General features: G+C 70.4%; 17 protein-coding genes. 5 read left to right on the forward strand and 12 right to left on the reverse strand.

Translation table 11 applies throughout. The annotated features are described in order from the left end of the window. Window positions 1–26: 26 nt before the first annotated feature. The 5 genes from icmF to JAP66_RS12415 all read right to left on the reverse strand — a co-directional run bounded on the left by icmF (window position 27) and on the right by JAP66_RS12415 (window position 8,557). A complete protein-coding gene (gene icmF, locus JAP66_RS12395) occupies window positions 27–3,263 on the reverse strand; it encodes a fused isobutyryl-CoA mutase/GTPase IcmF (RefSeq protein ID WP_199431826.1) in 3,237 nt (1,078 codons plus the stop codon). A gap of 91 nt (window positions 3,264–3,354) precedes the next feature. After that, on the reverse strand, window positions 3,355–3,921 hold the full coding sequence (locus JAP66_RS12400) for a GTP-binding protein (RefSeq protein WP_199431827.1): 567 nt from the start codon (window positions 3,919–3,921) through the stop codon (window positions 3,355–3,357). Window positions 3,922–3,949: 28 nt separating this feature from the next. After that, window positions 3,950–4,561, reverse strand: a complete 612-nt coding sequence (locus JAP66_RS32115) for a DUF742 domain-containing protein (protein WP_235998957.1) — start codon at window positions 4,559–4,561, stop codon at window positions 3,950–3,952. 7 nt (window positions 4,562–4,568) lie between these two features. Next, the gene (locus JAP66_RS12410) at window positions 4,569–5,021 is read right to left on the reverse strand and encodes a roadblock/LC7 domain-containing protein (RefSeq protein WP_199431828.1); all 453 of its coding nucleotides are present in this window, start codon (window positions 5,019–5,021) and stop codon (window positions 4,569–4,571) included. Continuing rightward, window positions 5,018–8,557, reverse strand: a complete 3,540-nt coding sequence (locus JAP66_RS12415; RefSeq protein ID WP_199431829.1) for a sensor histidine kinase — start codon at window positions 8,555–8,557, stop codon at window positions 5,018–5,020. The genes JAP66_RS12410 and JAP66_RS12415 overlap by 4 nt, the downstream gene beginning before the upstream one ends. 959 nt (window positions 8,558–9,516) lie before the next feature. Between JAP66_RS12415 and JAP66_RS12420 the strand changes: the two genes are divergently transcribed. Genes JAP66_RS12420 through JAP66_RS12430 form a run of 3 tightly spaced genes read left to right on the forward strand, consistent with a single transcriptional unit; the run spans window position 9,517 to window position 11,959 of the window. Then, on the forward strand, window positions 9,517–10,704 hold the full coding sequence (locus JAP66_RS12420) for a type III PLP-dependent enzyme (RefSeq protein ID WP_199432030.1): 1,188 nt from the start codon (window positions 9,517–9,519) through the stop codon (window positions 10,702–10,704). Beyond that, window positions 10,694–11,083, forward strand: a complete 390-nt coding sequence (speD, locus tag JAP66_RS12425) for an adenosylmethionine decarboxylase (RefSeq protein ID WP_199431830.1) — start codon at window positions 10,694–10,696, stop codon at window positions 11,081–11,083. Before JAP66_RS12420 ends, speD begins: the two co-directional genes overlap by 11 nt. Continuing rightward, window positions 11,084–11,959, forward strand: coding sequence for a spermidine synthase (locus JAP66_RS12430; RefSeq protein ID WP_199431831.1), 876 nt, complete (start codon window positions 11,084–11,086; stop codon window positions 11,957–11,959). It abuts the gene before it with no gap. Here the strand turns inward: JAP66_RS12430 and JAP66_RS12435 are convergent. From JAP66_RS12435 to JAP66_RS12465, 7 genes are all read right to left on the reverse strand, one after another. Beyond that, window positions 11,925–12,275: a DUF3817 domain-containing protein gene (locus tag JAP66_RS12435; RefSeq protein WP_199431832.1), complete on the reverse strand. Its 351-nt coding sequence runs from the start codon at window positions 12,273–12,275 to the stop codon at window positions 11,925–11,927. The two genes, JAP66_RS12430 and JAP66_RS12435, sit on opposite strands and share 35 nt — an antisense overlap. Before the next feature lies 1 nt (window position 12,276). Next, on the reverse strand, window positions 12,277–12,654 hold the full coding sequence (locus JAP66_RS12440) for a hypothetical protein (RefSeq protein WP_372448960.1): 378 nt from the start codon (window positions 12,652–12,654) through the stop codon (window positions 12,277–12,279). A gap of 86 nt (window positions 12,655–12,740) precedes the next feature. Continuing rightward, window positions 12,741–13,556 (reverse strand): lytic transglycosylase domain-containing protein, encoded by an 816-nt coding sequence (locus tag JAP66_RS12445; RefSeq protein ID WP_307849550.1) that lies wholly within the window; start codon window positions 13,554–13,556, stop codon window positions 12,741–12,743. A gap of 257 nt (window positions 13,557–13,813) precedes the next feature. Next, window positions 13,814–14,302, reverse strand: a complete 489-nt coding sequence (locus JAP66_RS12450; RefSeq protein ID WP_199431835.1) for a helix-turn-helix transcriptional regulator — start codon at window positions 14,300–14,302, stop codon at window positions 13,814–13,816. A gap of 323 nt (window positions 14,303–14,625) precedes the next feature. After that, on the reverse strand, window positions 14,626–14,793 hold the full coding sequence (locus JAP66_RS12455; RefSeq protein WP_199431836.1) for a hypothetical protein: 168 nt from the start codon (window positions 14,791–14,793) through the stop codon (window positions 14,626–14,628). Window positions 14,794–15,004: 211 nt separating this feature from the next. After that, window positions 15,005–16,147 carry a CaiB/BaiF CoA transferase family protein gene (locus tag JAP66_RS12460; protein WP_199431837.1) on the reverse strand — a complete coding sequence of 381 codons (1,143 nt, stop codon included), beginning with the start codon at window positions 16,145–16,147 and terminating at the stop codon, window positions 15,005–15,007. Window positions 16,148–16,184: 37 nt separating this feature from the next. Further along, the gene (locus JAP66_RS12465) at window positions 16,185–17,306 is read right to left on the reverse strand and encodes an acyl-CoA dehydrogenase family protein (protein WP_210770038.1); all 1,122 of its coding nucleotides are present in this window, start codon (window positions 17,304–17,306) and stop codon (window positions 16,185–16,187) included. Between the two features lie 134 nt (window positions 17,307–17,440). Between JAP66_RS12465 and JAP66_RS12470 the strand changes: the two genes are divergently transcribed. Then, window positions 17,441–18,061 (forward strand): TetR/AcrR family transcriptional regulator, encoded by a 621-nt coding sequence (locus tag JAP66_RS12470; RefSeq protein WP_199431839.1) that lies wholly within the window; start codon window positions 17,441–17,443, stop codon window positions 18,059–18,061. Window positions 18,062–18,185: 124 nt separating this feature from the next. Beyond that, window positions 18,186–19,799: a succinic semialdehyde dehydrogenase gene (locus JAP66_RS12475; RefSeq protein ID WP_199431840.1), complete on the forward strand. Its 1,614-nt coding sequence runs from the start codon at window positions 18,186–18,188 to the stop codon at window positions 19,797–19,799. Window positions 19,800–19,875 lie beyond the last annotated feature (76 nt).

The raw sequence follows: 19,875 nt of genomic DNA on the forward strand, positions 1-19,875 counted from the left end.
CCGCCTTTGTTCCCACTGGAGCGGGGTCAGACGTTGCGGCGGTACTGGCCGCCCACCTCGAAGAAGGCCTCCGTGATCTGGCCGAGCGAGCACACTCGTGCGGCGTCCATGAGCACGGCGAAGACGTTGTCACCGCGCGTGGCCGCCTCCCGCAGCGCCCGCAGCGCCGCCTGCGCCTCGTCGTGGTGCCTGCGCTGGAAGTCGGCGAGCCGCTTCAGCTGCGAGCGCTTCTCGTCCTCGGTTGCCCTGGCCAGTTCGACCTCGACCTCGTCGTCCTCGGGGTGCGGGTTGCGGAACGTGTTCACCCCGACGATCGGCAGCGAGCCGTCGTGCTTGAGCCGCTCGTAGGTGATCGACTCGTCCTGGATCTTGCCGCGCTGGTAGCCGGTCTCCATCGCGCCGAGCACGCCGCCCCGCTCGGAGATGCGGTCGAACTCCGTGAGCACGGCCTCCTCCACCAGATCGGTCAGCTCGTCGATGATGAACGAGCCCTGTAGCGGGTTCTCGTTCTTCGAAAGGCCCCACTCCTTGTTGACGATCATCTGGATGGCCATCGCGCGGCGCACCGAGCTCTCCGTCGGCGTCGTGATCGCCTCGTCGTAGGCGTTGGTGTGCAACGAGTTCGCGTTGTCGTACAGCGCGCACAGCGCCTGCAGCGTGGTGCGGATGTCGTTGAAGCTCATCTCCTGCGCGTGCAGCGAGCGGCCCGAGGTCTGCACGTGGTACTTGAGCTTCTGCGAACGCTCGTTGGCTCCGTAACGCTCCTTCATCGCGATCGCCCAGACGCGGCGGGCGACCCGGCCGAGCACCGAGTACTCGGCGTCCATGCCGTTGGAGAAGAAGAACGACAGGTTCGGCGCGAAGTCGTCGATGTCCATCCCGCGCGCCAGGTAGGACTCCACGTAGGTGAACCCGTTGGCGAGGGTGAACGCGAGCTGCGAGATCGGGTTCGCCCCGGCCTCGGCGATGTGGTAGCCGGAGATGGACACCGAGTAGAAGTTGCGCACCCCGTGCTCGATGAACCACTCCTGGATGTCGGACATCATCCGCAGCGAGAACTCGGTGGAGAAGATGCAGGTATTCTGCCCCTGGTCCTCCTTGAGGATGTCGGCCTGCACGGTGCCCCGCACGTTGCGCAGTGCCCACTCGCGCAGCTCGGCCAGCTCCCGCTCGTCCGGCTGCCTGCCGTGCTCGGCGACGAACGCGTCGACGCGCTGGTCGATGGCCGTGTTGAGGAAGAACGCCAGGATCGTCGGCGCCGGGCCGTTGATGGTCATCGACACCGAGGTGCTCGGCGAGGTGAGGTCGAACCCCTCGTAGAGCACCTCCATGTCCTCGAGCGTGGCGATGGAGACCCCGGACGTGCCGACCTTGCCGTAGATGTCCGGCCGCGTGTCGGGGTCGTGGCCGTAGAGCGTCACCGAGTCGAACGCGGTCGAGAGCCGCTTCGCCTCGGAGTCGGCCGAGAGGTACTTGAACCGCCGGTTGGTGCGGAACGGGTCGCCCTCGCCCGCGAACATCCGCGCCGGATCCTCCCCTTCCCGCTTGAACGGGAAGACCCCTGCCGTGTAGGGGAAGTAGCCGGGAACGTGCTCGCGGCGCAGGAAGGACAGCAGCTCGCCACGGTCGGTGTAGCGCGGCAGCGCCACCCGCGGGATGCGGCTGCCGGAGAGCGTGTCCCGCCAAAGCTGGGTGTGCAGCTCCTTGTCGCGCACCGTGAACACCAGCTCCTCGCCCCGGTAGGACTCGGCCAGCTCGTCGTAGCCGCGCAGCAGCTCGGCGATGTCACCGTCCACAGCGGACTCGGCCGACCCGAGCAGCCGGTCGATCGCCCCGGTGTCGGCTCCGTCGGCTGCCAGCGCGTCGCGCGCGGCCGCGAGGTGATCCCTCGCGCGCACGGCCTCGACCTGCCGCCGGGTGCGCTCGTGGTAGCCGCGGACCGTGTCGGCGATATCGGCGAGGTAGCGCGTGCGGTTGGCCGGGATGATGGTGCTGACCTCGGTGGAGACCTTGCCCGGCACCGCGGGCAGCGTTCCGGGCGACACCGAGAGGCCACGGTCGGCGAGCAGGTCGCGCAGATGCTGGTACAGCGCGGTCACGCCGTCGTCGTTGAACTTCGCGGCGCTCGTGCCGAACACGGGCATGTCCTCCGGGTCGGCGCCGAACGCCTCCCGGTTGCGCACGAGCTGGCGGGCGACGTCACGCCGGGCGTCCTCGGCGCCGCGCCGCTCGAACTTGTTGATGGCGACCACGTCCGCGAAATCGAGCATGTCGATCTTCTCGAGCTGTGACGCCGCGCCGAACTCCGGCGTCATGACGTACAGCGACGCCTCGGCGTGATCGATGATGCCCGCGTCGCCCTGTCCGATACCGGGCGTCTCGACGATCACCAGGTCGTAGCCCGCCGCCTTGCACGCGAGGATCGAGTCGTCCAGGCCGGCCGGGATCTCCCCGCTCGCCGTCCGCGTCGCCATCGAGCGGAAGTAGACGGACGAGCCGTCGAGGCAGTTCATCCGGATCCGGTCTCCCAGCAGGGCGCCACCGCCACGGCGGCGCGACGGGTCGACCGCGAGCACGGCGATCCGCAGCTTGTCCTCCTGGTCGAGCCGGAAGCGGCGCACCAGCTCGTCGGTCAGCGAGGACTTGCCCGAGCCACCGGTGCCCGTGATCCCCAGCACGGGCACCGTGCGCGACCTCGCGGCCTCGGTGATCGCACTGAGCCACTCCGCCGGAAGCACCTGCTGCTGCAACCGGGTGATGACGCGCGCGAGCGTCGGCATGTCCCCGGAGAGCAGCCGCTCGATCGAGCCGCCTGGCTCGGCCGCGAGGTCCACGTCGCAGGCCCGGATCATCGAGTTGATCATGCCGGGCAGCCCCATCTCGAGGCCGTCGTCCGGCGAGAAGATCCGGGCGACACCGCGCGAGTGCAGCAGCTCGATCTCCTCGCGGACGATGACGCCGCCACCGCCACCGAAGACCTTGATGTGGCCCGCGCCGCGCTCACGGAGCAGTTCGACCAGGTAGGAGAAGTACTCGACGTGGCCGCCCTGGTACGCGCTGATCGCCACGCCCTGCGCGTCCTCGGAGATGGCGGCCGTCACGACCTCGTCCACCGACCTGTTGTGCCCGAGGTGGACCACCTCGGCGCCCTGGGACTGCAGGATGCGCCGCATGATGTTGATGGACGCGTCGTGACCGTCGAACAGGCTCGACGAGGTCACGAACCGGACGGGATGCGCGGGCCGGTGCAGCTCGGTGGTCATGCCTCCAAAATACTTGGACTTCCTACTGTTTTAAAACCGAGCAGTGCCGTGACGGGCGTCTCAGCCCACTCGGAACCGATTCAGCGGCAGGTCAGCGCGCGGGAGTCGCCGAGCGCATCGCGATCCACTGCCGCATCGCGTACTCGACCAGCGTGATGAGCGTCTGCTTGGTCGACTCCCTGTCGCGGGCGTCGCAGCGAACCAGCGGGATGCTCGGGTCCACCGACAGCGCTTCCCGCACGTCGTTCAGATCGTGCTGCAGCACGCCGTCGAACGTGTTGACGCCGACGATGTAGGGCAGGCCCCGGTCCTCGAAGAAGTCCACCGGGGCGAACGAGTCGGCGAGGCGCCTGGTGTCGGCGAGGACGACCGCGCCGATCGCACCCCGGACGAGGTCGTCCCACATGAACCAGAAGCGCTGCTGACCCGGCGTGCCGAACAAGTACAGGATCAGGTCCTCGTCGAGCGACACCCGGCCGAAGTCCATGGCCACCGTGGTCGTCGACTTGTTCGGCGTCGCGTCGAGGTTGTCGATGCCGGCACTGGCGTCCGTCATCATCGCCTCGGTCGTCAGCGGCACGATCTCCGACACCGAACCGACGAACGTCGTCTTGCCCGCACCGAACCCGCCCGCCACGACGATCTTGGCCGACGTCATGGTCTTCGGCGCGGATTCCCGCGGTGCCTTAAAGCCGACGGAGTCCACTCAAAACCCTTTCCATCAACATCAAATGCGCCTCGGCGCCCTCGTCGCCGGAGATCGTCTTGTGTACGGTGACCAGCCCCGCGTCGGCCGCGTCACTGATCAGCACCCTGGCGACACCGAAGGGCACGCGCAGGATCGCGGCGATCTCCGCGACCGATCGCGGGTTCCGGCACTCCTCCATGATCAGCTGGTGCTCGAGCTGGTCGGGCACCGCCATCAAAGCACCATCCCGCGTGGAGACCAAGGTCTCCAGTTCCAGCGGGTGGTTCGCCTTCGTCCGTCCCCCGGTAATGGCGTAGGGGCGTACGAACCCCGTCTCTTCTGCTGGAGGCAACGGGACGGCTTCGGCCGACACAGGCTGCTCCTCTCCGGTTGTGTGCCAGGCGCCGGCAGGGTTGCCGGCACCTGTGTGCGCCTCGGTGGGTGAGGTCGCCCGGCGGGGCTGTTCCTGCTGTTCACGCCGGCCACCGGGTTCGGCCCTGTCCTTCCTGTGCTTCCGACGGCCGCGACCGGAGCCCAGCGCGAAGGAATCGACCACGTCCTCGAACGTGCTCGCCTCCTCGTCGCCGGAGTATCCAGGCCCCGTGCTCATCGGAGCATCATCCCACCGGTTCGCCGATCAGCGAGCCGCCCGCTCCCTGCAGCTGCGCCCGCAGTTCGGGGGTGAGGATCTGGCCGACCCGGTCGACGAGCAAGGTCATCTCATAGGCCACCTGACCGATGTCGCAGTTCGGCGCGGCGAGCACGGCCAGGCACGAACCGTCGCTGATCGACATCAGCACCATGATGCCGAGCTCCATCTCGACGACCGTCTCGTTGACCGCGCCCGCCTCGAAGCAGCGCGCCGCGCCCTGGGTGAGACTGACCAGGCCGGACGCCACGGCGGCCAGCTGGTCGGCCCGGTCGAGCGGCAGGCGGTTCGACGAGGTGAGCAGGAGGCCGTCCGCCGACACGACCACCGCGTGCGCGACACCCGGCACCCGCTCGGCGAAGTCGTTCACCAGCCATCCGAACTGGTTCTGCTGGGGCTGAGCCCGATCCGGCGCGGTCATTCACCCTCCACTTTCTCTTCGTTGCCTTCGGTCGCCTGCCCGGTCCGATGCCGGCCGCGGCGAATGCCCTGCTGGAAACTGTTCAGCCGGCCCCGCACATCGGCGGGATCCCGCTCGGTGCGGGGGCGACGGTCCTCCGCCGTACTCGACGGTGTCGCCGCGCTGCCCGGCAGCAGCTTCTCGCCACGGCGGCGCCTCGGCAGGCCGGCCGAGGTGTAGTCCGACGGCGCCGCCCCGGACACCGACTGCACCGTGCGCCACCGGTCATCGGTGGCGAAGGTCCAGTCCGAGCCGGCTGTGGCGCCTTCCCCGGCGTCGTCAGCACTCCTCTCCGGTCGTTGCTGCTCCGGTCGTTGCTGTGGCTTCCTCGGCTGCCGCTGCGGCAGCCCCGATCCGGACGCCGGCGCGGTGGCGGACTCGCCGCCACTGTCCCGGCGCCCGCGGCTCACCCCCTGCTGGAAACTGCTGAGCCGGCCACGGACATCGGCCGGGTCGCGGTTCGGCTCCGCGGCGGCCGGCTTCTCGCCCGTCGCCGCACCGCCGCCCTGCGGAACCGCACTGCCGGGAAGCAGCTTCTCGCCGCGACGGCGCCTCGGCAGGCCCGCGGGCGTGTAGTCCGAAGGCGCCGCCTGCGAGACCGCCTGCACCGTGCGCCAGCTCTCGTCGACCGCGAAGTCCCACGGACTGTTCGCGGCTGTGTCCCCGGCGTCCCCGGCCTCCCCGGCGTCCCCGGCGTCCCCGGCGTCCCCGGCGTTGTTCGCGTCCTTCGCCTTCTTCGCGCCCGCCGCCTCCGGCCTGGCCTGGTCCGGCGGCGGAGGCGTGTTGCTGCGGAACCACACCGAGAGCATCTCGTCGAAGATCGGTGTCGTCTCCGCGTTGTCCACGGCCGCCTTGCGGGCCCGCCGCTCGGCGTCGCTCGCCGTGGTCGCGGCGCTCCACCAGTCGCTCACCGCCGTACCGGTGGCCTCGAAGAGCTGCTTGCCGCTGGGCAGCACCTCCTCGTCCGGTGCCGCCTGACCTGCTTCGGACGGCGCACCGCCGTCCGCGCCCTGCGGCTCCGGCTGCTCCGTCCGCTCACCCTGCCGGGGCGCGGGAGCGGCCACGTCTTCCCCGCTCGGCCAGCGCGGACCCTCGTCGGCGGCGCCGGGTTCCGGCCGCTGCCCGGTCTGCCGCTGCGGCGGCAGCGGCGATCCCTGGCGTTTCGGGAGTTCCGGCGGCTGGGACGACTTCGGTGACTCCGGCGACTTCGGGGGTGCCTGCTGTCCCGTGTCCTCGCGTCCGATCGGGCTGAACAGCGCTGTGCCGGTGATCTCGTTGTCGGTGAGCGGTGGCTCCTGCGGCGATCCCCCCGCGAGGCGGCGCTCCACCTCACTGCCCTGGCTGGGCGGCGAGCTCTGCCCGGCGAGGTCGGCCAGCGCGCCCGGCCTGCTCACGCCGTTCGGCGGCCGCTGCCTGCGCGGAAGGGGCCCGCCGCCCTGCGACGGCACCGGCTGCTGCCGTTCGGCCATGCCCGGCGGGAGCGCCTGGGCCTGCGGCGGCTGGCCGAGCCCACTCGGCTGACCCGGCTGGCCCTGCGGTTGCGCCTGGTCCATCACCAGCTCGGCGCGAACGGTCACGGTCGCCCGGACGCCGACGATGTCCTTGCCGCCGTGCAGCGACACGCCGAAACCGTGCCTGCTCGCGAGCCTGCCGACCACGAAAAGGCCCATCCGGCGCGACGTCGCCAGGTCGACCGACGCCGCCTCGGCGAGCCGGGCGTTGGCCTCGGTCACCTCGGACTCGTTCATGCCGATGCCCTTGTCGAGGATGTCGATCGACAGCGACCGGTCGTCGGCGAGGCGGGTCACCACGGTCACCTGCGTCTCCGGGGCGGAGAACGCGGTGGCGTTGTCAAGCAGCTCGGCGATCAGCCGCATCAGGTCGCTGGCGGCGTAGCCGACCACCCGGACGGGAGGCGGCGTGCGCACCACCACCCGCTGGTACTGCTCGATCTCCGAGACCGCCGCGCGCAGCACGTCGGTCGCGGTCACCGGCTGCCCGGACCGGCGGCCCGGCTCGGCACCGGAGAGCACCATCAGGTTCTCGTTGTTGCGCCGCATCCTGGTGGCGAGGTGGTCCAGCTGGAACAGCGTCGCCAGCTGGTCGGCATCCTCCTCGTCGCGCTCAAGCCGTTCGATGAGCTGCAGCTGCCGCTGCACCAGGCTCTGGCTGCGCCTGGAGAGGTTGACGAACACACTCGCGTAGCCGGTGCGCATCGCGGCCTGCTCCACGGCCAGCCGCAGCGCCTCGCTGTGCACCGCGTCGAAGGCCCTCGCGACCTCGCCGATCTCCTCACCGGTCTCCACCGGCACCGGCCGGATCTCGGTGCTCTGCGAGCGGCCTTCCTGGATGTTGCGCACCGCGGTGGGCAGTTCCGTCTGCGCGACCTCGAGCGCGCTCGTGCGCAGGAGCTTCAGTGACCGCAGCAGCTGCCGGGTGATCAGGAAGACGACCGCGGCGGCGAGCAGCAGCGCGACGAAGAGCAGCACGGCCAGCACGCCCGCACCCGTGCCGGCGCCGTCGGCCAGCTCACCGGACTGCGCGGTGAGCTGCTCGCCCAGGCGTGAGCCCACCTCGCCCAGCCCGGAGAACACCGCCGAGGACGCGTCCGTCCACTGCTGTGCCGAGACCGAGCCGAGCGCGTCATCACCGCCGGTGCCCTGTTCCGCGAGCGCCGCCTTGACGATGCGGTCCCGGTTGTCGAAGGCGTCACCGAGCACTGTGGACTCGAAGTCCTGCCGCTGCCCGGGTGTGGCCGCGGTGCGGAACTCCTCGATCCGGTCGGTGAGCCGGACGTCGTACGTGCGCAGCTCGTTGAGCTCGCTCGGCGCCAGGCCGCCGCGGGCGATCCCGTAGCCGACCAGCGCCTGCTGGACGGTGACCGCCTCCTTGGCGACGAGGAGGTCGTGCAGGGCGGCCGCGGAGCCGCCGATCTCCTCGTCGCTGATCCCGGCCACGAGTGCGGTGTCCAGATCGAGCAGCGCGGAGGTGACCGCGCTGTACTCGGTGATGGCCTCCACCGGGTCGACCTGGCCGCTGCCGACCCGCTCGCGGAGGTCCGCCAGCCGGCCGAGCTGCTCGGTCACCTGCGTGCGAGGCCCGTCGATGCCGCCCTGGAGCTCCGCGGCGCGGGCGGCGGCGGCGGTCACCGGCTCGACGGCGCGGTCGACCTCACCGCGAACGGCGTCCAGTTCCGGGTTGCCCGCGCCGAGCCCCTCGGTGAGCAGCTCGGCGGTCTGCGTACGCTCCCGCTGCAGGCCGTCGACCAGCGTCCGGACGGACGTGTCGAGCGCGACGAGCCGGTCGATCCGCTCGTAGCGGTCGGCACGGTTGACCTGATTGGACATCGTGATGGCGCCGAGCACGAGTGCGATCACGATCGGGACGAGGGTTACGGCGCCCAGCTTGACCGGCAGGCTCCAGTCGCGCCACCGCACGACCGCGCGCCACTTCGGCGGCCGCGGGGGCTGCTGGCCGAGGAGCTTCCCGACAGGCACTTGGCCTTCTCCTGCAACGGTCACGAAGGTGACTCCTCCTCCGGCGTGTTCGGTACCTGGCGACGGCGCACGGCGTCGCCGCTACCAGGTCCGGTGTGTCGTCGCGCCCGGCTCTGCCTCGTGACCAGCTCTGTACCGCATGTAAGTCCGTCCTCGCCGCTGGGCGCGTGCCGCGCCTCGCCGTCGTCTCGTCTACCGGCAACCGACCGTTCGTCAACCCCCGGAGGGCACCGCACGTCGCATCCTGCGGACTGCACAACGTCCGGGCGAGTCGGCGCCCAATTGATCTGTCGGTCGGGGTGGCGAGGAAAGCGTACACCAATCGGGTAGTCACCAAATGTTCTCAAGGAACGGGGCGTGACCAGCAAAAACGTCGATTTCCACAGCTCAGCGGTCGGCGTATTCCACGGCGGGCGGGACGTCGGCCGGAATGCGGCTACAGCATTCATCAGCGGCGGACCGTCAAGTATCACCCACATAGCCCAGCGCCGGGCGTGGCTGTCACCTGAACAGCCTATCGCATGAGGTCTCAGGGTGGAACGTACGCACCAAAGAGTGCACGATCTTGTGGCATCGCCGTGGGTTCGGCCACCGGTGCCGCCGGCCGGCACGCTGGTACTTCCCCACCGGATTTCTACCCTGGCCAGCGAACCTTCACGAACAGGGGGTGACTCACTCCCCTGTCGAGTGACCCTCCGCAGTGGGCTGCCACCAGGGGTAATGCATATACTCAGGGTAAATCGCGTCGAGCGGCACCCCGGTCGCCGCTCACCCATTCGCCGCCCCATATCGGGCCGATATGACAGTGCGCCACACGGAATTCCGCTGAACGGCGTGGAATTGCGCGGGTGGGCCGTCCCGGGCCTCCGGCCGTCCTCTTTCCCGGGCGTCTCCCCGGCGTCGCTACGATGTGCCCCTCGTCGGCCCGCGCACCTCCGACCGGAACCGGGAGCTGAGAACTGCAAAGATCGGATACCACGTTCGACCGGTTCGACCGGATCCGCCGTTTCCTGGACGAGCACGACCCACCCACGCCGTGCCTCGTCGTGGACGTCGACACGGTGCTGGAGCGCTATCGGTCGCTCGCCACGGCGTTCGGCGACGCCCGGGTGCAGTACGCCGTCAAGGCCAATCCCGAGCCCGCGGTCCTGCGGGCGCTCACCGCGGCGGGCGCGGGCTTCGACGTAGCCAGTCCCGCGGAGATCGATGCCTGCCTCGCGGCGGGTGCCCGGCCGGAGTCGCTGTCGTACGGCAACACGATCAAGAAGCCCGCGGCCATCGCGATGGCACACGCGGCGGGTGTCCGGGAGTACGCCTTCGAGGCCGAGGGCGACCTGGAGAACCTGGCGCGGCACGCACCGGGAGCGCGGGTGTCGGTACGGTTGCTGGTGGATGCCCCTGCGTCGGTGACGCCGTTCGGCCGCAAGTTCGGTTGTGCCGCCGACGAGGCCATCGCCCTCGTGGTGCGGGCCGCCGAACTCGGCCTCGACCCGGCCGGTGTCAGCTTCCACGTCGGTTCACAGCAACTGGACACCCGCGCCTGGGACGTCGCGACCGGTGCGGCCGCGACCGTGTTCCGCGCGGCCGCGGAGCGTGGTGTGCCGTTGCGCACGCTCAACGTGGGCGGGGGCTTCGGCGTGAGCTACACCAGGCAGGCGCCATCGCCCGCCGGCTACGCCGATGCGCTCCGCGGGGCGCTGCGCAGGCACTTCCCCGGCGCGCCTCCCGAGCTCGTCCTCGAACCCGGCAGGGCGATCGTCGCCGAGGCCGGGCTCATCCGCACCGAGGTCGTCCTCGTCTCCCGCAAGTCGGCCGCGGATCCGCATCGCTGGGTGTTTCTCGACATCGGCCGGTACAACGGGCTGGCGGAGACGGAGAACGAGGCCATCGCCTACCGGTTCGAACCTGTCGGCGAGCACACAGCAGAGGACGGTCCTGTGATCATCGCCGGACCGACGTGCGATGGTGATGACGTGCTCTACCAGCAGACTCCGTATCGCCTCCCGCTGTCGTTGCGGGCGGGTGAGCGACTCGACATTCTCGCAACGGGCGCGTACACCGCGAGCTATTCCTCGGTAGCGTTCAACGGGATCGAACCATTACGTACGTACTGTGTTTCTGGAGGGAGGCTGATCAGTGCCGAGTGAGTTTTCGCCGGTCGGCGTGTTTTCCGGCAAGCATGTGCTCGCAGAGTTCGACGGTATCGAACCGAACCTGCTCGACGACACCGACTTTCTCCGCCACACACTGGCGGACACGCTGACCACGGCTGGTGCGACGGTGTGCGAAGTCATCGCCCACCGCTTCGAACCGCAGGGGGTCACGGTTCTCGCGATGCTGGCCGAGTCGCACGCCTCGGTGCACACCTATCCCGAGATCGGCGCGGTCTTCGTCGACGTGTTCACCTGCGGCGAACGCGCGGATCCGCAGTATGCGGTGCGTCTGCTCGCCAACGCTCTCGGCACTGACTCGATGACGATGTCGACCGTCCAACGTGGCCGCCAGACCGTGAACGCAGGGGAGTGAATGTCCACGCAGATCGTCGAACCGCTCGGCCCCGGTCTCTCCAGGGTGTGGGACGTCTCCGACATCGTCCTCGACACGCACACAGACTTCCAGCACGTGGTCGTCGGCCGTACCACGCAAGGCATCTCACTGTTCTGTGACGACGAACGACAGAGCACCGAGGCCAGCCAGCTCGTGTACCACGAAGCGCTGTTCGTGCCGGCGATGCTGCTCGCCGGCCGGATGCGCCGCGTCCTCGTCATCGGTTCCAGCGAGGGTGTGGTGAGCCAGCTCGCGATCGCCGGCGGCGCGGACGTGGTCGATCACGTCGACATCGACCACGTCACCGTGCGCGCGTGTGCCGAGCACCTGCCGTACGGCTACTCCGCCGAGGAGCTGGCGAAGGCCGAGCGGGGCAGCGGTCCCGTCCGGGTGCACTACCGCGACGGCTGGGAGTTCCTCGCATCGGCGGAGGCGGACTACGACGTGGTCGTGATCGACCTGCCGGACGAGAACTTCGATCCGGACGCTCAGCACAACCGCCTGTACGGCGAGGAGTTCCTGCGCCGCTGCGGCGACGTGCTCGCGCCCGGCGGCGTGGTGGTCTGTCAGGCGGGTTGCCCCACCCTGTGGCGCAACGACACGTTGCGGGCGGCCTGGGACCGCTTCGGCGAGATCTTCGGCACGGTCGTCTACTTCGGCTCCGACGAGCACGAGTGGGCGTTCCTCAGCGGCCGCCTGGACTCGGTCGAGAATCCGGTCGACGGCATGGTCGCCGAACTGTCCAGGGCGGCCTACCGGCCGGCCTCGATCGACGCCGAGACACTGCGGGCGAGCACGGTGCCCCCGTACTCGATCCGGGTCAGAGCCGGCGACCCGCAGCGACCCGGTGCGTGACCTTGCGCTCGGCCACGAACGACAGGAACGGGATGGTGCCGGCCACCAGTACCAGCAGGGTGCCCTTGATCGACCAGCGGGCCTTGAGGGCCAGGTCGACGGCCACCACGAGGTAGACCATGTAGAGCACGCCGTGGGTCACGCCGATCCAGCTCATCATGCCCGGTGAGTCGGCCGCGTACTTGAGGACGAAGGCGAGCGCCAGCCCCAGCAGCGCGACACCCGTCGCGTAGGCCAGCACCCGGAACCGCATCAGCGAGCCGCGCAAGGACGCCGGGGCGGGCGCCGCCGTATCGTCACGGTCCGTCGTCACCATCTCAGTTCACCTCTTGGTCGCGGGCGTTCAACTCTGCCAGGTACCTGTTGTAGGCGGCCAGTTCCTCGTCGCGCTCGTCCTCGTCATCCGCCGGCGCCGCCGGCCGGGCGGCGGGGCGTGGAGCGGGCGGAGCAGCAGGCTCGGGCGCCTCCCGGCCCTCCTGCTGCCGCCGTTTCAACTGGCGGATCCGCCAGAACATGAACGCGGGGAACAGCCCGAACAGGGGCCACTGCAGCACGTATCCCAGGTTCTGGAAGGTGCCGCCCGCGGACGAGTACCGCTCCCACTGCCACCATGCCAGGCCGCAGCAGATCGCCAGGCTCAGCACGGAGACACCGACGATGGCGAGTCGCCGCGTGGTCGTGGAGCTCATGGACACACATCGACGCTAGCACTCGCGCGCGGCCTGCTCCCCAACGCCACATCGGTAGCGCCCAGCACGGCGAACGTCACCTCGGCACGGGCTCAGCCCGAGGCGCGCACCGCACGCGCCTGCTTGGCGTAGTCGTCGGCAAGGCCGAACACCTTCTGTGCGTACTCGACCGAGTTGTTGTACGACATGATCCCCGACCACCAGCCCTGCGCCGCCGCCATGTCCCGGCCGTTGACGCACAGGTAGCGGGCTGCGGCGAGCGCCGCGTCGTCGATCTGCTGCGGATCGGCCACGCCGTCACCGTCACCGTCGGAGCCGTACCGCGCCCACGTGCTGGGGATGAACTGCATGGGGCCGACCGCACGGTCGTGGACCGGGTCGCCGTCGAACCGGCCGCCGTCGGTGTCGGAGATCGCCTTCACGCCCGGCGAGCCGTCCAGCGGCACCCCGACCACCGGCTTGGACGGCCTGCCGTCCGCGCCGAGGGTCGCGCCGCCGTAGCGCCCGTGATCGGACTCGATCCGGCCGATACCGGCGAGCGTCGCCCAGGACAGCCGGCAGCCGGGTTGCTCGGCCCGCATCGCCAGTTCCGCGTTGCCGTACGCGACGAGTGCCCTGGCGGGCACGCCGACGGCGCCCTCCGCGCGATCCGCCCAGTCGCCGAGCGACTGCGGACCGCTCCGCTCGGACCGCGCGGGAGGCGGTTCGCCGCCCGCGCCCCGCGCGCCCGCGATCGTGTTGCTCACCGGAGCGGTCGAACCGGGCTCGACATCGGCCGCCTCCACCTGGAGGGCCGGGATGTCGGTGGTCGTCGGGCCCGCGTCCGGCGTGGCCGCGCGTGCGACGAGCCAGACACCACCGGCGGCCGAGCCGAGGACGACAACGACGATGGCCAGCCTGCCGAGCACCGCAAGGCCCGCCCGCGGCCGCCCTGAACCGGGTTGGGCAGCGTCGACGTGTTCGGTGTTCCCGGCGCCGCTGTCGCCATTGTCGCCTTTGTCGAACTCGGTGGACCCGGCGTCAGCGCCTTGCACGAATCGAGCCTTCCCACTGCGTACCCGCCGGACCGGCGGCGGACCCGCCGTGCCTTCCCGGCCTGCTGGCTGGACAACGAACGGGCGCAGGTTAGCGTTACGCCCGCTCGTTCAGCCATTCGGCCGCCGGCTCAGCTGGCCGCGTCGCGGCGCTGGCGGGACAGCCGCGCCACGCACCAGGCCGGTGCGCTGCCCCGGCGCAGGTGTTCCAGAACCGTCAGCGGGCCCAGCCGCCTGGAGAGGTCCTCCGGCGCGAGACCGGCGGCCCGGTAGTCCAGCGCGCGCTGGTCGAGCGGGCTGATACCGGCGTCCCACCAGCGTTCGGCCTCGCCCACGTCGCCGATCATCTGCCACCAGCCCGCCGCGGCCGACAGCAGTTCGTCCGGCGCGTCGGGCAGGCGTTCCCGCATCGCCGCCAGGTAGCCGGGATCGGCGGCGTCCACCTGCGCCCAGCTTCCGGCGCCCGCGCGCCTGCGCTGCCCTGGGATGCCCGGAGCGCTCTGTGGGGACTCCGCGAGCCACGCCGAGGCGATGCGATCGACCTCCCGGTCCTCGGCGTTCTGCTCACGCTCGGCCGCCCACTGCTGGATCAACGCGTCAACTCCGGGATCTCCCGTCATCCCTGCCTCCTCTTGCAACGCACTGGTGTGTCAGGACTGGTCGAGCAACGTTGTTCGAGATATGAGCGTGAGCACCGGGGAACCCGCAGGACCTCGGGGAACCGGTCGATCACGCAATGTGAGCACCGTAGGAGAGGGGGCCAGCCGTCCGCCAGACCTTCCGAGCGAAGAATTCGGCGACCAGCGCCTTAATCCCCGCAATCCACTCGGATGGTCGAGTAATCGGCACCACATTCTGGAAAAGTGACGTGGAGTAACCACAGGGCGAGCGGGCAGCAAAGCCGCCGACACCGCTTCGCGGTGCCGGCGCGGACGCTGTGGGATCAGGAGAACAAGCTCTGCACGAAGGTCACGATGGCCTCTGCCCCGTCCCGTAGCCAGCCCAGAGCCGTCTGCACGGCCTCGGCGGACTCCGTTGGCCGGCTGATCAAGAAGAACAGGACGAACGCCACGACGCCGAAGATGAGGATCTTCTTGATTCCCGGCGACATAACACCATCCGATTCCTTGCCGGCGGCACCATCGAGGTCACGGCACCGCGCTCGTCTCCCAGCCGACACCGCCATGATGCCCCAACGGCATGGCCTTCCGATGGGTAATCACGCGGATGGGTGTCTTTCGTAACTCCTTGTATTGAGCGAATCCGTGCCCGAGTCTAGGAGACGAGCCGCGCATGGAGGGGCAGACACGCCCGCCCGCGCCTCAGTTGACGGCGCCCGCGGCGCGCAGCCGCTCGATCTCGCTCCCGTCGAGGCCGAGCTCCGCGAGGACCTCCCCGGTGTCGGCGCCCTTGTCGTGCGGGGGCTCGGGCGGCCCCGGCGGCGTCCGATCGAACTTCGGTCCCGGTGCGGGCTGCACCACACCGTCGACGTCGACGAAGGTGCCCCGCGCCGCGTTGTGCGGATGCTCCGGGGCCTCCCACGGCGAGAGCACCGGCGTCAGGCAGGCGTCGGTGCCCTCCGCGCGCGCGACAAGCTCGTCCCGGGTGTGCTTGCCGATGGCCTCGGCGAGGATCTGGCGCAAGCGGGGCCACTCGCTCTTGTCGAGGTGCACCGGCAGCTCCGCGGCGTCCAGTCCCAGCACCTGCACGAGCGACGCCCAGAACCGCATCTCGATGGCGCCGACGGCCACGTACTTGCCGTCCGCGGTCTCGTAGGTGTCGTAGAAGGGTGCGCCGCCGTCGAGCATGTTCTCGCCGCGCTCACCGCCCCACACCCCGGCGGCCTTGAGGCCGTGCAGGTGGGTGGTCAGCAGCGCCGCCCCGTCGACCATCGACGCGTCCACCACCTGACCCTGGCCCGACGAGGTGCGCTCGTACAGTGCCGCGAGCACGCCCATCGCCAGGAACAGCCCGCCACCGCCGAAGTCGCCGATGAGGTTCAGCGCGGGAACCGGGCGCTCGCCGGCCCGGCCGACCGGCTCCAGCGCGCCGGCGAGTCCGATGTAGTTGATGTCGTGTCCCGCCTGTGGCGCCAGGGGGCCGTCCTGGCCCCAGCCGGTGATCCGCCCGTAGACCAGGCGCGGGTTGCGCTCCCGCACCTGCTCCGGCCCGAGCCCCATGCGCTCCGCGACCCCCGGGCGGAAGCCCTCGACGAGGGCATCCGCCTTCTCCGCCAGCCGGAGCACCAGCTCGACCCCGTCGGGGGACTTGGTGTTCACCCCGATCGTGCGCCGCCCGCGCATCAGCGGGTCGTACGGAAAGCCGAGCACGTCCTCGCCCGGCGTGGCGCGATCGACCCTGATCACGTCCGCGCCGAGGTCGGCCAGGATGGTGCAGGCGAACGGCGCGGGTGCGAGCCCGGCCAGCTCGATGACCTTGAGCCCGCTCAGCGGACCAGCCTTCATCGGTGCGTCCCCTTCCTCGAGACCCGCCGGCCGGACTTCACAGCGTCCGGGAGATGATTTCCTTCATGATCTCACTGGTGCCGCCGAAGATGCGGGAGATGCGCATATCGGCCCAGGCCCTGGCGATCGGGTACTCCATCATGTATCCGTAGCCACCGAAGAGCTGCACGCAGTCGTCGATCACCTTGTTCACCCGCTCGGTGGTCCACAGCTTCGCCATCGCCGCGCCCTGCACGTCGAGCTCGCCGAGCAGGTGCCGCTCGATGCACTGGTCGAGGAATGCGCGGGCGACGGCCGCCTCGGTGGCGGCCTCGGCGAGGGTGAACTTCGTGTTCTGGAAGCCGAACACCGGCCGGCCGAACGCCGTCCGCTCCTTGGTGTAGGCGATGGTCTGGTCGATGGCGGCCTCCATGCCCGCCACCGCCGTCACCGCGATGATCAGCCGCTCCTGCGGGAGCTGCTGCATCAGCTGGATGAAGCCCTGGCCCTCCTGCTCGCCGAGCAGGTTCTCCGCCGGCACGCGGACATCGTCGAAGAACAGCTCGGCCGTGTCCTGACCCTTGAGCCCCACCTTGTCGAGCACCCGGCCACGGCGGAAACCGGGTGCGGAGGTCTCCACGGCGATGAGCGAGACGCCCTGCGCACCCGCGTCCGGGTCGGTCTTGCAGGCGACGACCACGAGATCGGCGTGGGCGCCGTTGGTGATGAACGTCTTGGCGCCGTTGATGACGTAGGAGTCCCCGTCGCGCACCGCACGGGTCTTGATGCCCTGCAGGTCGGAGCCGGTGCCGGGCTCGGTCATCGCGACCGCGCCGACATAGGAGCCGCTGGCGAACTTCGGCAGCCACTCCTTCTTCTTCTCCTCCGAGGCATAGGCCGCCAGGTAGTGCGCCACGATGCCGTTGTGCACGGAGACGCCCCACGCCCCGTCACCGGAGCGCGCCTGCTCCTCGTAAAGCACGGCCTCGTGCGCGAAGCTGCCGCCGCCACCGCCGTACTCCTCGGGGATGGACAGGGCGAGCAGGCCCACCTCGCCGGCCTTCGTCCACAGTCCGCGGTCGACCTGCTTGGCCTCGATCCACCGCTCCTGGTTGGGCGCCAGCTCCTTCTGGCAGAAGTTCCTCGCGAGGTCCCGGAAGTCGTCCAGCTCCTGGGTCATCCAGGAGCTCCTCCTGATGTTCAGCGGCACGTCTGCGCCCTCCCTGCTCTGCCCCGGCTAGAAAACATGACGAACGGAATGTAAGTTCTGGCTGGAATGTACATGTGCCCACGGGGCCGGTAAAGGGAGGCGCGGTGACAGCGACCGGAACGCCGGGCAACCGGGGGCACCGCACGCAGGCTCAGCGGCGCGCGCAGACGAGGACGGCACTGCTCGACGCCACCGTCGACTGCCTGGTCGAGATCGGTTACGCGCGCACGTCGATGCAGGAGGTCTGCGCGAGGGCCGGGGTCTCCAAGGGCGCGGTTCAGCACCATTTCGCGGACAAGGCCGAGCTGATGGCCGCCGCGGTCGAGCACCTCACCACGAAGCTCAAGGCACAGCGCACGCCGGAGGTGGACCGGCTGCCGGCCGGACCCGAACGCGTGGCTGCGGCGATCGACGTGCTGTGGGAGGCCTACTCGGGCACGCTCGCCACGGCCGTCACCGAGCTCTGGATCGCCGCCCGCACCGACCCGCAGCTGCGCGCCGCGATCCGGCCGGTGGACCGGGCCCTCGGCCGGTCCACCCTCGAGCACGTCGCCGGCATCACCGGTGACCTGCCGCGCGAGAAGGTGGAGACGCTGTACTGGCTGACCGTGAACTTCACCCGGGGTCTCGCGCTCGACGCCGAGCTGGGCGGCGACCCGCAGCGCCGCAAGCAGCTGCTCGAGGAGTGGAAGCGCATCGCCGTGACCCTCTACGCGCAACCCTGACCGCGTCGGCCCCTCGTGAGTGCGCACACGAGTCAGAGCTCGCGTGCGCACTCACGAGCCGCTGGGGTTTACGTACCGGCGGTATGCTCTACTCGGCAGTAACAACGCCGCGATTGGAGTTGCGATGACCAGCACGACACCGGTGAATGCGGGCCGGGCCACCGGTACGCCGGGCACCATCGGCGGGGTGGCAGGCGCTCCCCCGGCCGCGCGGGCCGCCGCCCTGCTCGAACGCGTGACGGGCGGCGCCGACTCCGCGCCCGCCGAGATGACCGCACCGTTCACGGGCCTGCCGATCGCGACCCTGCCGCAGGCCACCGACGCCGACACGCGCGCCGCCTTCGCCGGGGCCCGCCGGGCCCAGCCCGGCTGGGCGGCGATGCCGGCCACCGAGCGCCAGCAGGTGCTGATCCGGCTGCACGACCTCATCCTCCGGCACCAGGACGAGGTGCTCGACCTCGTGCAGGTCGAGGCGGGCAAGTCCCGGCTCGACGCGTTCGACGAGGTCGCCGCGACCGCGCTGGTCGCCGCCTACTACGGCAAGCACAGCGCCAGGCTGCTCGCGCCGCGGCGCGCCGCCGGGGTCATCCCCGTGCTGACCAGGGCCGGCGAGGTACGCCACCCCAAGGGCGTCGTCGGAGTGATCTCGCCGTGGAACTACCCGCTCGCACTCACCGCGATGGACGTACTGCCCGCGCTCGCCGCAGGCAACGCCGTGGTGCAGAAGCCGGACAACCAGACCGCGCTCTCGGCACTGTGGCTGCACGAACTGGCCGAGCGGGCGGAGCTGCCCGCGGACGCATGGCAAGTCGTGCTCGGCCGCGGCTCGCGGATCGGCGACGCGATCGTCGAGGAGTCCGACTACGTGTGCTTCACCGGCTCCACACCGACCGGCAAGCACCTGGCCGGGCAGATCGCACGGCGGCTGACCGGCTACTCCCTCGAACTCGGCGGCAAGAACCCGATGGTCGTGCTCCCCGGCGCCGACGTGGCCAAGGCCGCCGCGGGCGCCGTGGCCGCCTGCTTCTCCTCGGCGGGCCAGCTCTGCGTCTCGGTCGAGCGGATCTACGTGCACGAGAGCATCCGGGAGGCGTTCACGCAGGCGTTCGTGCGCAGGACTCAGGCGCTGCGCCTCGGTGCCACGCTCGACTACAGCGCCGGGATGGGGTCGCTGACCTCGGCCGAGCAGCTCGACACCGTGTCGGCGCACGTCGCGGACGCACGGGCGAACGGCGCGACGGTACTGACGGGCGGCAGGCCGAGGCCGGATCTCGGGCCGCTCTTCTACGAGCCGACGATCCTCACCGGGGTGACCGAGCGGGCCAGGCTGTTCGCCGAGGAGACGTTCGGGCCGGTGGTCGCCGTCTACGGCTACACCGACGTCGACGAGGCTGTCGAACGGGCCAACGACACCCCGTTCGGGCTCAACGCCAGTGTGTGGTCCGGCGACCAGCGGCATGGCTGGGAGGTCGCCACCCGGCTGAAGGCCGGCACCGTCAACGTCAACGAGGGCTTCGCCGCGACCTTCGGCAGCGTGGGCGTGCCGATGGGCGGGATGAAGGAGTCCGGCGTCGGCCGCCGCAACGCCGCCGAGGGACTGCTCAAGTACACGGAGTCGCAGTCGATCGCCGTGCAGCGCGGGTTCCGGCTGCGGCCGTTCCGCGGGATGCCGCCGAAGCTGTGGGCGAAAGGCATGACCGCGAGCATGCGGGCATTGCGCAGGCTCCCCGGCCGCTGACCCGCGAGCCCCCCACCCCAGCCCGCGAGCTGCCCACTCGGCCCCGCGAGTTGCGCACTCCAGCCGCTCCGGGCGC

Source organism: Qaidamihabitans albus (assembly GCF_016464705.1).
GTDB classification, from domain to species: Bacteria; Actinomycetota; Actinomycetes; order Mycobacteriales; family Pseudonocardiaceae; genus Qaidamihabitans; species Qaidamihabitans albus.